This is a genomic window from Nocardia sp. NPDC046763 (genome assembly GCF_040645495.1).
Lineage (GTDB): Bacteria > Actinomycetota > Actinomycetes > Mycobacteriales > Mycobacteriaceae > Nocardia.
The window spans coordinates 76,956-90,239 of record NZ_JBEYYI010000025.1 but is presented as its reverse complement, the minus strand read 5'-3'; the positions used below and the strand labels follow the sequence as shown (position 1 = coordinate 90,239).

Annotated in this window: 6 protein-coding genes (1 of these 6 cut by a window edge); 2 read left to right on the top strand and 4 right to left on the bottom strand. The window is 71.2% G+C overall.

The features are described 5' to 3' along the window. The first annotated feature begins 30 nt into the window (after positions 1-30). Positions 31-894, top strand: a complete 864-nt coding sequence (locus tag ABZ909_RS32365; RefSeq protein ID WP_357007251.1) for a hypothetical protein — start codon at positions 31-33, stop codon at positions 892-894. A gap of 25 nt (positions 895-919) precedes the next feature. On the opposite strand, the gene ABZ909_RS32360 is transcribed toward ABZ909_RS32365, so the two are convergent. Beyond that, on the bottom strand, positions 920-1,591 hold the full coding sequence (locus ABZ909_RS32360; protein WP_357007249.1) for a TetR/AcrR family transcriptional regulator C-terminal domain-containing protein: 672 nt from the start codon (positions 1,589-1,591) through the stop codon (positions 920-922). 102 nt (positions 1,592-1,693) lie between these two features. Between ABZ909_RS32360 and ABZ909_RS32355 the strand changes: the two genes are divergently transcribed. After that, positions 1,694-2,152 carry an ester cyclase gene (locus ABZ909_RS32355; RefSeq protein ID WP_357007247.1) on the top strand — a complete coding sequence of 153 codons (459 nt, stop codon included), beginning with the start codon at positions 1,694-1,696 and terminating at the stop codon, positions 2,150-2,152. A gap of 323 nt (positions 2,153-2,475) precedes the next feature. Here ABZ909_RS32355 and ABZ909_RS32350 read toward each other — a convergent pair whose 3' ends face one another. From ABZ909_RS32350 to ABZ909_RS32340, 3 genes are all read right to left on the bottom strand, one after another. Beyond that, the gene (locus ABZ909_RS32350; RefSeq protein WP_157184737.1) at positions 2,476-2,622 is read right to left on the bottom strand and encodes a hypothetical protein; all 147 of its coding nucleotides are present in this window, start codon (positions 2,620-2,622) and stop codon (positions 2,476-2,478) included. A gap of 120 nt (positions 2,623-2,742) precedes the next feature. Next, positions 2,743-2,961 carry an MbtH family protein gene (locus ABZ909_RS32345; protein ID WP_357007245.1) on the bottom strand — a complete coding sequence of 73 codons (219 nt, stop codon included), beginning with the start codon at positions 2,959-2,961 and terminating at the stop codon, positions 2,743-2,745. A 13-nt stretch (positions 2,962-2,974) separates the two neighbouring features. After that, positions 2,975-13,284, bottom strand: the 3' portion of a protein-coding gene (locus ABZ909_RS32340; protein ID WP_357007243.1) for a non-ribosomal peptide synthase/polyketide synthase. The gene runs 8,719 nt beyond the window's last position; the window shows 10,310 of its 19,029 coding nt (coding positions 8,720-19,029); its start codon lies beyond the right edge, outside the window; its stop codon occupies positions 2,975-2,977.

The following is a 13,284-nucleotide window of genomic DNA, read 5'->3' as shown; positions in this document are numbered from 1 at the left end:
CCGGAAGGCGTTGTGTCCATGAGGATTATCATGAACGCCATCGCTGTCGTCGCGGGAGCGGCCGTGCTGTCGATGGGAACGGCGCAGGCCACGCCGGATACCGGATCCGGGAGCCGGGCGCTCCCGGCCGGGGAGACCATCGAGCCGGCCATCGATTGCGCGCCGACGGTCGCACACCCGGATCCGGTGGTGGTGCTGCCGGGCGGGGACGGCAGTCCGGAACAGACCGCCGCGCAATGGGACACCATGGTCGGGGCGCTGCGCGGGGCCGGGTACTGCGCCCTGGTGTTCCAGGGCGGGATCGTGAACGACAAGCGGTGGAACGGCGATATGCCCGGCGAGGCGCGGCAGGTCGCGGACTTCATCGCGAAGGTGCGCCGGACCACCGGGGCCGACCGGGTCGAGATCGTGGCGCACTCGGCGGGGACCATCGTGTCGAACTACTACCTGAAGCTGCTCGGCGGAGCGCCGACGGTGAGCCACGCGGTCTTCATCACACCGGAGGCGCGCGGGTGCGATGGGGCGGGCGTTGTCGGCCTGAGGAATCCGCCGATCACCCCGGTGCAGCTGCTGACCTCGGCGCCGTGGCTGCAGTCGCTGCTTGCCGCGAGTTCGCCGGATATGGCCACCGCCATGCAGATGATGCCGGACTCACCGACGTACCGCGCACTGTTCGACACCGCGGTCACCCAGCCGGGCGTCATCTACTCGGTGATCGCGACGCGCAAGGATCAGCTCGCCACCCCCGCCCCCGCCTGCTCGACCCTCGACGAGCCGGGTGTGGTGAACGCGGTGTACGAGGATCTCTTCCCGGGTGCCGAGCCGGTGGACCACTCGCTGATCCGGTCCAGCGCCGAAACCGCGGGCTGGGTTCTGCAGCAGCTGCAACGCTGACGCGCGGCGATTCCGAGTATCGCTCTCACACCTGGCGATTCGCCGGCAGTCCCGCGGCGGCGGCGAAGCCATGGACCAAGGCCGCCACGGCGAACTCGAAACGGATGCGGTCGTCGGTGCCCGCGCCGGTGCGTGCCGCCTGCAGGATCAGCGGGAATTCCTCCGGATCAAGGGTTTTCAGATAGTCGGCAGATCCGGGATCGCCCGCCTCGTTGACCGGGGCCGTACGGGCTTCGGAATTGGCATGGGCCACCACGAACAGGGTGAGCGCGTTCAGGGCGTCGAGGGCGGGGCCGAGGTCGAAACCCGCCTCCACCAACAGTTTCAGGCCGCGTTCGGCGGTGTGCAGGGTCTTCGGGGTCACGGCGGGCCGGGTCGCGATCAGCGGCAGCGCGCCGGGATGCGCGAGCAGCGCGGTCCGCAGGGCACGGGCGTAGTCGCCGAGGACCGACTGCCAAGGGCCGTCGGTGAATCCGGCGTCGGCCTGGGACATGACGCGCTCGACCATGCCGTCGAGCAGGGCGTCCTTGTTCGGGACGTAGTGGTACAGGGTCATGGCTTCCACGCCGAGCTCGGCCCCGAGCTTGCGCATGGACAGCGCGGCCAGGCCGTCCCGATCGGCGAAGGCGAGTGCCGCGTCGAGCACCTGCTCGCGGGAAATGCCTGCTCGCTCGGCTCGGGTGCGCTTGGCGGCCATCGGGTTTCCTTCCGGTGTTGACAACTCTTACGTCGTAAGTGAATCATAGTCCACGGCAACGAACTCTTACGACGTAAGAGTCATCGGAAAGGGAGAAACCGCATGACCACCACCACCGTCGCCGACAACAAGACCGTCATCACCGCGTTCATCGACGCGCTCAACCACGGCCTCGAGGGTGGGACCGAGTGGGTCCGCTACCTGTCCCCGCAGGTGATCGACCACAACAAGGTGATCTTCGGGGAGGAGGACGCACCGGGCGCCGCCATCGAGGGTTTCCGCCGGCAGCTCGCGGCCTTCAGTGCGACCGACGAGCAGGAGAGCGGAATCCTGGTGCAGGAGTTGATCGGTGAGGACGATCGAATCGTGGCGCGGCTACGGGTGATCGGCCGTCACACGGGCGCGCATGCCCGGATGCCGGAGCCGACCGGACGCACCTGCGACGTCGAGCAGATCTGGATCTTCACCCTGACCGACTCGCGCATCAGCGAGATCCGCGCGGTCAGCGACCGGCTGGGCATGTTTCTTCAACTGGGCTGGGACTGGCCGGCCGTCGACTGAGCGCCGATGGCCGGACGTCGCGGGCCCGGGGCCGCCAGGACCGGAAAGTCCTGGCGGCCTTCACACCTGGCCGACCGCTACACCGTAGTCGTGGTCTGCGGCGGGAGGGTGTACGAGGAACCGGTGCCCAGCGCCTTGGCCAACAGTTCGAAGAGATTGTTCACAGCGCTGCCGCTGAACATGGCGCCTCCTAGCCCTGGACGATCGAGGTCGACGAGCCCGAGGTCACCAGGTGGGCGAAGGCCAGAAGGAGGTCGGTGAAACCGCTGCCGGTGTAGACAGGCATGGAAGATCCTTTCAGAGTGTTCGGTGTTCGGCGCGAATTACTTCGCGTTGCGGCGCTTGGCCTTCGGACCCTTGGGGTTGTAGCTCGCGGTGGAACCGGCGCCGAGGAACTGCAGCACCTGGGTCATCAGGGCGCCGATGTCGACGGTGGTTCCGCCACCAGTGGGGGGAGGAGTGGTGGTCATGGTGTTTCCCTTTCTTTCACGACGCGGACAGACCCCCTCGATTTGTGGTTTCTTCTCGGGACCGCCGCACGGGGCCGATGTGACCCCGGGTCTTGGATGCGGAACTGTTGTGCCGCAGGGCTATTCGGGATCGGCCGCCATCGCCTGGATCAGCGACGCCGGCCGCATATCGGTCCAGTGCGCTTCGACATAGTCCAGGCAGCTCTGCCGGCGGGCCGGACCGTGCGCGACGGTCCAGCCACCGGGGACGGCGGCGAACACCGGCCACAGCGAATGCTGGGCCTCCTCGTTGACAAGTACGTAGAACTGCGCGTTTTCGTCATCGAAGGGATTGCTCATGCGGGTTGCCTTCCTAAGTCCGGGGAGTGCGGGCGTTCAGTACGCGGGCGATGTGGGTGAGCGCGTCGGGCGAGGTCATCCGCCAGTGAGTGGCCGGGACAGCGTGGTTCTCCAGCACGCCGTCGATGGCGTCGGTCCAGCTGGAGACGCCCCAGCTGCCGCTCGGATCGTCCAGGGCCGCATGGAAATACATCAGGTCGCCCTTGAAGCGGCGGGGCCGGTAGGCGCCGATGAGCGGGAAGGCCGCGAGTGCGCTGTCCACGATCCGTGCGATCCGGTCCGCGCCGACCTCCGATTCGGCGTCGACCAGTCCCGGCACCTCGCCGAGCAGTTCCGCCACCGGGACGGCGGACTCGGGATCGACGTCGCTCTCGAGCGAGCTGTCCAGCATGGCCAGGACCGCGACCTCCTGCCCCTCGTCCTGGAGCTGCACCGCCATGGCGTGGGCGAGCACACCGCCGAGCGACCAGCCGAGCAGGTGGTACGGCCCTTCGGGCTGCACGGCGCGGATCTCGCGCACGTAGCGCGCCGCCCACTCCTCGATCGAATCCGGCAGCGGCACATCGGCGGCCAGGGTCGGCGACTGCAGACCGTAGATCGGGCGGTCCTCCGCCAGGTAGGGCGCCAGACCGGCGAACGACCAGGAGATGCCGCCGACCGGGTGGACGCAGAACAGCGGTGCGCCCGTACCGGACGGCCGCAGCGGCAGCAGGACAGCGAACGCGGCCTCGGTGTCGACGCCGCCCGGAGCGCTCAGCGGCCCCGCGATCTCGGCGGGCGTCGGCGCGGCGAAGACCAGGACGACGGGAACCTGCTGGCCCAGCGCTTCACCGAGCCGCGTGGCCAGCCGGACCGCGAGCAGGGAATTGCCGCCCAGCTCGAAGAAGTTGTCGTCGAGGCCGACCCGGTCCACGCCCACGACCTCCGCGAACACCGCACACACGGCGGCCTCGACTTCGGTTGCGGGAGCGCGGTATTCGCGCGGGGCGAACTCCGGCGCGGGCAGCGCGGCACGATCGACCTTGCCATTGGCGTTGCGCGGCACGGCGTCCAGGCACAGGAGCGCCTCGGGCACCATGTAGCTGGGCAGCAGTCCGGCCAGCCGCGAACGCAGCTGCGCGGGCTCGGTGTCGGCGTCGAGGCTGAAGTATCCGACCAGCCGTGCCGCGTCGCCCGCGCCGTCGACCACGACGACCGCGTCGGTCACGCCGGGCTGCGCACGCAGGGCGTGTTCGATCTCGGCCAGCTCGATGCGGTAGCCGCGCACCTTCACCTGGAAATCGCGGCGTTCCACGAATTCCAGGACGCCGGCATCGGCGGACCGCACCCAGCGCACCAGGTCGCCGGTGCGGTAGAGGCGCGAACCGGCCGGGCCGAACGGATCGGCCACGAACCGCTCCGCCGTCAGATCCGGACGGTCGTGGTAGCCGCGGGCCAGCTGCGCGCCGCCCAGGTACAGCTCGCCGGGGACACCGACCGGCACCGGTCGCAGCCGGTCGTCGAGCACGTACACCCGGTTGCCCGCCTCCGGGGTGCCGATCGGCACCACGGCCTGGCGCAGGTCGGCGTCGGTGCGGAATCGGGTGACCGATACCGCCGCCTCGGTCGGGCCGTACAGGTTGTCGATGCGCGCGGCGGTCGCCGACCTGGCGCGCCGGAGCGTCTCGGCGGGCAGCGCCTCGCCGATGACCAGCAGGCGGCGCAGTGACGCCGGCAGACCGTCCGCGCCGGCGACATCGGCCAGCATGGCCAGCAGCGAGGGCACCAGGGTCAGGGTGGTGACGGACTCCCGGCGGATCTGATCGAGCAGTCCTTCCGGGTCGTGTTGTGCACCTTCGGGAGCCAGGACGATCCGTGATCCGGTGCGCAACGCCCACCAGAGTTCCCACACCGACAGGTCGAAGGCCGCGGAGGTCATCCACAGCACCGAATCTCCCTCGGCGAGGGCGTATTCCGACTGCATCCAGTCCAGCTGGTGCGCGACCGCCGCGTGCGGCACGGCCACGCCCTTGGGCTTGCCGGTCGAACCCGACGTGAAGATCACGTAGGCCGGATCGGCGGGCGAGGACGGCGCACGGCGCTCCTCGTCGCGAATCGCGGCGCCCGGCAGGGTCCGATCGCCGGCGATCGCGACGTCCAGCACGATCGTGGCGTCCGGCAGGTCGTCCGGCAGCGTCATGGTCCGGGCGGAGCTGGTGAGCACCACGGCCGGCGCGGCCGTCACGAGGACCATCGCGGTGCGCTCGATCGGGTGCGCGGGATCCAGTGGGACATAGGCACCGCCCGCCCGCACCACGGCGTACATGGCGATCAGCAGTTCCATGCTGCGCGGAAGCGCCAGCGCCACCAGCGTTTCCGGGCCGACGCCCGCGCCGATGAGCACCCGGGCCAGCCGGTCGACCTGCTCGGCGAAGTCGCGGTAACTCAGCGTCCGCCCGCCCTCGACGACCGCGAGGGCGAAGGGAGTGCGTCGCACCTGAGCGTCGAACTCGTCGAGCAGCCCGCGCGCGGGGAAGCCGCTGTCGGCCGCGTTCCAGGACCGCGTCAGGCGTTCGCTTTCCCTGTCGCCCAGGATGTCCAGGTCGCCGATCGGACCGTGCGGATCGGCGATCACGCCCGCCAGCAACCGCTCCAGGCGCTCGGCGAATCCGGCTACGGTGACCTCGTCGAACAGCGCGGTCGCATAGGTCATGGTCGCGGTCATCCCGGCCGGGGCGCCGTCGGCGTCGTAGCGGTCCATGACCACCAGGTGCAGGTCGAACTGCGAGACGTCGGCATCGAATTCGATGGCGCCGACCCGCAGCCCGTCCAGATCGAAGGCCGCCCGGTCCTGGTTGTGGAAGGAGAAGCCGACCTGCACCAGCGGGTGACGCGCGGTCGAACGCTCCGGGTTGAGCACCTCGACCAGCCGCTCGAAGGGCACGTCCACGTGATCGAAGGCCGCGACGTCGCGGGCCCGGACCAGCCGCAGCAGGTCGGTGAAGCCCTCGGCCGGGGCGACCTCGGTGCGCAGCACCAGGGTATTGACGAACATGCCGACCAGATCGTCCAGCGCCGCGTCACCGCGCCCGGCGACCGGGGTGCCGACCGCGACATCGGTCGAGCCGGTCAGCCGGGACAGCAGGGCCGCGAAGGCCGCGTGCACGGTCATGAACAGGGTCGCACCGCTGGATCGGCCCAATTCGGCCAGGGCCGTGTGGGTCTCGGCGTCGATGGCGAAATCGACGCGGCGACCGTCGGTGTCCAGCACCACCGGCCGCGGGCGGTCGGCGGGCAGGGTGAGCAGCGGGGGCAGTCCGGCCAGGGTCTCGGTCCAGAAGCTCAGCTGCCGCGAGACCAGCGAGGCGGGATCGTCCTCGGAGCCGAGCAGTTCGCGTTGCCAGACCGCGTAATCCGCGTACTGGACCGGCAGCGGCGTCCATGCCGGAGCAACGCCCGACTTGCGCGCCGCGTAGGCCGTCATCACATCGCGAGCCAGCGGCACCAGCGAGCTGCCGTCGCCCGCGATGTGGTGCATGACGACCACGAAGACGTGGTCCTCGGGGGCCAGCTGGAACAGCGCCGCCCGCAGCGGCACGGCCGCGGTGACGTCGAAGCCCTGGCCGATCACCTCGAGGACGGCCGCCATGACCGTTTCCTCGGTCACCGGAATCGGCTCCAGCGCAGGCAGATCCGTGGCCGCGGTGGCGGGCAGCACCACCTGCACCGGACCCGACTCGGTTTCCGGGTAGACGGTGCGCAGCACCTCGTGCCGGACCACCACGTCGGCGATCGCGGCCGCCAGCGCCGCCGCGTCCAGCGGCCCGGTCAGGCGGATGGGGAGCGGGATGTTGTAGGCGGTGGAGTCCGGATCCAGGCGGTTCAGGAACCACATGCGCTGCTGCGCAAGGGAAACCGGGACCGGGCCGGTCACCGTCCGGGGCAGTAGCGGCGGGCGGGCCGGGGCGTCCGAGTCGATCGCGAGCACCGCGGCGGCCAGCGCCTCCACGGTCGAATGCTCGAACACCGCCCGGACCGGCACCGGCACGCCGAACGCGGCGCTCAGGCGCGCGGCCAGCTGCGTCGCGGTGAGCGAGTTTCCGCCGAGCGCGAAGAAGTCGTCGGCGAGGCCGACCCGCTCCGCGTCCACGGTGCCGAGCACGGCGGCGACCACCCCGGCGACGGTGCGCTCGGCGTCGGTGCGCGGGGCCCGGAATTCGACGGTGCGGAAGACGGGCTCCGGCAGGGCCTTACGATCCAGCTTGCCGACCGGGGTGAGCGGGACGGCGTCGAGCACCATGATCGATGCGGGCACCATGTACGCGGCCAGCGAGCGGCCCGCGTGGGCGACCAACTCGTCCACGTCGATGGCGTGACCGGGCGCGGCCACCACGTACGACACCAGCGCGGCCGCGCCCGCGGCGTCGGTGTGGCCGAGGGTGACGGCGAATTCGACCGTCTCGTGGGCGGTCAGGGCCGCGTCGATCTCGCCGAGCTCGATGCGCAGGCCGCGCACCTTCACCTGATGGTCGGCGCGGCCGACGTATTCGAGCCCACGCCGGCCGTCCGCCCGGGCCGTCCAGCGCACCAGGTCACCGGTGCGATAGAGCCGCTCGCCCGGCGCGCCGTACGGGTCGGCCACGAAGCGTTCGGCCGAGAGTCCCGGCCGCGCATGGTATCCGCGCGCCACGCCCGGGCCGTTCAGGTACAGCTCACCGGTCACGCCGACCGGGACCGGCCGCAGCCGGGAGTCGAGCACGACCGCCGCCATGCCTGCGGTAAGGGCACCCAGTTCCACCGGCTCGCCCGGCAGCATCGGCGCGCCGATATTGGAGGTGATGGTGGTCTCGGTCGGACCGTAGGCGTTGTGTACGGCACGGGTGCCGGTGGACCAGCGGGTCACCATCTCCGGGCCGAAAGCCTCACCGCCGATGGCCAATTCGCGGAGGCCCGGCAGCCGCGCCGGATCCAGCGTCTGTAGTACGGACGGCGTGATGAAAGCGTGGGTGACGCCCTCGGCGGCCATCAGGTCGGTGAGCTCCGTGCCGCCGTACACCTCGGCGGGGGCGATCACCAGGCGCGCGCCGACCGGCGTGGCCATGAGGATCTCCAGCTGGTAGGCGTCGAAACTCGGCGAGGACACCTGCAGGACGCGGGCGTCGGCGGCGAGCCGGTACCGCTCCCGCTGCGAGCTCGCGACGCCCGCCACACCGCCGTGGGTCGCGACGACGCCCTTGGGCAGGCCCGTGGAACCGGAGGTGTAGACCATCCAGGCCGGGTTGGAAACTCGCGCCGGTCGACGCAGTTCGCCCGGCGCGATCGGGGTCGTGTCGAGTTCCCTTGTTGCCGTGACGAATTCGGCGTCGTCGATGACCAGCCACTCGGCCGCGCCGGGCAGCCGGTCTCGGCTCGCGGCGACGGTCAACCCGAAGGTCGCGCCCGAGTCGGTCAGCATGTGCTCGATGCGGTCGGCCGGGTAGTTCGGGTCGACCGGAACAAAGGCGGCACCGGTCTTGGCGACCGCCCACACCGCCAGCAGGGTGGTGTCCGAGCGCGGAATGGCGAGGGCGACATAGTCTTCCGCGCCGATGCCGCGGTCGATGAGCACCCGAGCCAGGCGTGAGGACTCGGCGTCCAGCTCGCGGTAGGTGAGCTCCCGGTCCCGGTACCGCGCGGCGATGTTGTCCGGGTAGGTCGCGGCGGCCTCGGCGAAGTAGTCACCGAGCGAGCGCGGCGCAACCGGCTGGGTGACGGACCGATCCAGCAGTCCCGCGCGTTCCGACGGGGACATCAGGTCGATCTCGCCGACCGGGACGGAGGCGTCGACCGCGATCGCGCCGAGCACGCGGCCCAGGCGGCGCAGCAGACCGGCCGCGGTGGCCTCGTCGAAAAGGTCGGTGGCGTAGTTCAATTCGATGGCCAGGTGGCCGTCGACATCGGGTTCGTCGGAGACGGTGAACTGCAGATCGAACCGGGCCACCCGGTGTTCGAAGTCGACCGGCTCCAGCACCAGGCCGGGCACCGCGTAGGTCTGCGCGCCCAGGTTCATGTAGCTCAGGACCACGGTGAACAGCGGGTTGCGGGCCTGCGTGCGGGGCACACCGAGGGCCTCGACCACCTGGTCGAACGGCACCGTCGCATGGTCGAAGGCGGCCAGATCGACCTCGCGGGTCTGGTCCAGCAGCGCATCGAACCCGAGGCCGGGTTCCGGGCGGGTACGTAGCGCCAGGGTGTTGACGAACATGCCGACCAGGTCGTCGAGGGCGGCATTGCCGCGGCCCTCGAGCGGGGTGCCGATGGTGATGTCGGCGGATCCCGACATCCGGGCCAGCAGCACCGCGAGCGCGGCGTGCCACACCATGAACGGGGTGACGTTGTGCGCCTCCGCGATTCGCCTGATCGCGGCGGCCAGGCCGCCGTCCAGCCGCGCCTGCACCCGGGCGCCGCGCCCGGAGGCCACGGCCGGCCGGGGCCGGTCGGTCGGCAGCGGCAGCTCCTCGGGCAGATCGGCCAGCGCCTCGGTCCAGTACGCCAGCTCACGCGGGCCGGACTGTTCCAGGGCGGCCCGCTGCCAGAGCGCGTAATCGGCGTACTGCACCGGCAGTTCCATCCACACCGGAGCCTGGCCCGCGGCGCGGGACAGGTAGGCGGTGATGGTGTCGCGCAGCAGCGGATCCTGCGACTTGCCATCGCCGGCGATGTGGTGCAGCACCACCACCAGCACGTGGCTGTGCTCGGATTCGCGAATGAGCGCGGCGCGCACCGGCACCGTGGTGGTGACGTCGAAGCCGCGCGCCACGAAGCTCTCGATCCAGGTGAGGTCGGCCGCGTCGGCGCCGGTTCGCATCTCCAGGGTTGGGAGCGCGCTGTCGACGGGCAGGACCAACTGGTAACCGACCCCGTCCGCGTCGGCCGGGTAGATGGTGCGCAGCGTCTCGTGGCGACCGATCACGTCGGCGAAGGCGGCACTCAGCACGCCGGTGTCGATCTCGCCGGTGACACGGACGGCCGCGGGCACGTTGTAGGCCGCGGATTCCGGGTCCAGGCGGTTGAGCAGCCACATCCGGGTCTGGGCCAGCGACAGCGGGATTCGCTCCGGTCGCGGCGTCCGCCGCAGCGGCAGGCGCTGCCCGCCACCGCGAATGCGGGCCGCCAGCTCGGCCACGGTCGGCGCCTCGAACAGCTGACGCACGCTCAGCTCCGCGCCCAGGGCGGCATTGGCGCGCGCCACCAGGCGCATGGCCAGCAGGGAGTTGCCGCCGCGCGCGAAGAAGTCGTCGTCGGCGCCGATGGTGACGCCGCCGAGCAGATCGCCGATCAGGGCGGCCAGCGTGGCCTCGGTGCCCGGTGCCGGCGCGCGGTAGGCGACGGTCGCGGCGGTGAATTCGACCGGGGGCAGGGCATTCCGGTCCAGCTTGCCGACACTGGTGAGCGGCATCTCCGCCAGCACCACCAGGTGGGCGGGCAGCATGTAGGAGGGCAGCTGGGTGCGGGCGTGCTCGAGCACGGTCTCGGCGTCGAGCCCGGTGCCGGACACGTAGCCGACCAGGCAGTCGGTCCCGGCGGTGTCGCGGGCCAGCAGCACGACCGCGTGCGCGACGCCGGGCGCGGACAGCAGGGCCGCCTCGATCTCCCCCAGTTCGATGCGCTGGCCGCGCAGCTTCACCTGGAAGTCGTTGCGGCCCACGTACACCAGGTCGCCGGTGCGGTTCCAGCGCACCAGATCGCCGGTGCGGTACATGCGCGCGCCGGGCACGCCGAACGGGTCGGCCACGAACCGGTCGGCGGTGAGCCCGCCCCGCCCCTGGTAGCCGCGGGCCAGCTGCGCACCGGCCAGATAGAGCTCACCGATGACGCCGGTGGGCACCGGGCGCAGGCGGGCGTCGAGTACGTAGGCGCGGGTGTTCCAGTTCGGGCGGCCGATGGCGACCTCGAAATCCGGGTCGGCGTCGGAGAATTCGTGGTAGATGGTCGAGATCGCGGCCTCGGTCGGGCCGTAGGCGTTGTGCACCGAGCCGCTCACCAGCTCGCGCAGCCGGCCGAGCAGTTCGACGGGCAGCGCCTCGCCACCGGTGTGCAGGTGCCGGAACGAGCGCAGCGCGTCGCCGTGGCCCTCGGCGACCAGGGCCGCCAGCACCGACGGCACGTGTTCGGCGATGGTGACGCCGAACTCGCGCATGAGCCCGGCCAGGTAGTCGAGGTCCTGGTGCCCGCCGGGACGCGGAATCACCAGGGGCGCACCGACCATGGCGGGCAGGAAGCACTCCCACACCGAGACGTCGAAGGCCAGCGGGGCGCGCTGCATGATGCGGTCGGCGCGGGTGACGCCGTAGCGGTCCTCGAGCCAGCGCAGCTGGTTCATGATGGCACGGTGGCTGGTCGCCACGCCCTTGGGCAGGCCGGTGGAGCCGGAGGTGTAGAGGACGTAGGCGAGATTGTCCGGCCGCAGCGCGCCCCGTCGGTCGGCATCGGTGATCCGCTGGTCCGAAAGATCCTCCAGGGCACCGGATTCCGTCAGCCCCGCGACGTCGAGCACGCGCACGCCGTCGAGTGCCGGCAGTTCCGCGCCGCCGACGGTGAGCACCAGGGTGGCGGCCGAGGTGCCGAGGACGTGCGCGATGCGGTCGGCCGGATGCGACGGATCGACCGGCACGTAGGCGGCGCCGGCGGCCACGACGGCGTACAGCGCCACCACCATGTCGATCGAGCGCTGCGCGGTGACGCCGACGATGGCGTCCGGACCGACACCCTCCGAGATCAGCAGGCGGCCCAGGCGATTCACGCGACGCGCCAGGTCGGCGTAGGCGATCCGATCGCCCTCGAAGACGAGCGCGTCCGCGTCGGGGTCCTGCGCGGCGCGGGCGTCCAGCAGCTCGGCCAGGGTCTCGGCGGGCAGCACCCGGGTGGTGGCATTGCGATCCACCAGCAGCACACCGCGTTCGGCGCGCGCCATGATCTCCACGTCCCCGGCGGTGGTGCGCGGGTCGGCGAGCAGGGCGCGCAGCACGCGCTCGTAGGTGTCCTGGAACGCGCCGATGGTCGCGGCGTCGAACAGGTCGGTGGCGTAGGTGATGTAGACCTCGATGCCGGCGGGCGCGCCCTCGGCGTCGGCGGTCTCGGCCATGGTCCAGTCCAGGTCGAACTGGGCGGCGGTGGCGTCGACGGTGAGCGCCTCGATGGCCAGGCGGTTGAGCCGGATGCTGGGCCGGATGTGGTTCTGCAGGGTCAGCGTGACCTGGCACAGCGGCGAATGCGCCTGGGAGCGCACTGGATTCACCGCGTCGACCAGCATTTCGAAGGGCACCACGGCGTGTTCGAAGGCGGTCAGGTCGGTGTCGCGGACCTGGGTGAGCAGCTCGGACAGCGACGCGTCCGGGCGCACCTCGGTGCGCAGTACCAGGGTGTTGACGAACATGCCGACCAGGTCGTCGAGAGCCTCGTCACCGCGTCCGGCCACCGGGGTGCCGATGACGATGTCCCCGGTGCCGGAGAGCCGGGCCAGCGTGACCGCCAGCGCGGTGTGCAGCACCATGAACGGCGTCACCCGGCGGGTGGCCGCGAAATCCAGGACGGCCGCGTGCAATTCGGCATCGAAGCGGCCGCCGAAGCCCGCGCCGCGGCCGCTGGCGACCGCCGGGCGGGGGCGGTCGGTGGGCAGGGCCAGCACGTCGGGTACCCCGTGCAGGCGCCGGGTCCAGTGCGAAAGCTGGCGCGCCAGGACCGAGTCGGCATCGTCGGGGCTGCCCAGGGCGGCGCGCTGCCACAGCGCGAAATCGGCGTACTGCACCGGCAGGGGCGCGAGATTGGGGATCTCCCCCGCGCAGCGGGCCACATAGGCGCTGGCGATGTCGCGGGTGAGCGGGCCGAAGGACCAGCCGTCGGCGGCGATGTGGTGCACCACCATGACCAGCAGGTAGGCGCCGGGTTCGTCGGTGAGCTCGAGCAGGCGGATGCGGAAGGGCACCTCGGCGGTCACGTCGAAGGCGGTGCGCGCCACCGCTTCCACCAGGCCGGGCAGCGCGTCGGCCGAGACCGGCTCGGGCACCAGATCGATCAGGCGGGTGCCGGCGGGCAGGACGAGCTGGCTGGCCTCGCCGTCGTGCTCGGGATAGATGGTGCGCAGGGTCTCGTGCCGGTCCACCACATCGGCCACCGCGGCCTGCAGGGCCTCGAGGTTCAGGGAGCCGGTGAGCCGCAGCGCGAACGGAATGGTGTAGCCGTCGCGGATGTCGAAGCGGTTGAGGAACCACATGCGCTGCTGCGCGATGGACAGCGGGATGCGGTCGCCGCGCTGCTGCACCGAGACCGGCGGCAGCTCGACCACGGTTTCGGCGTCGGCCGCGG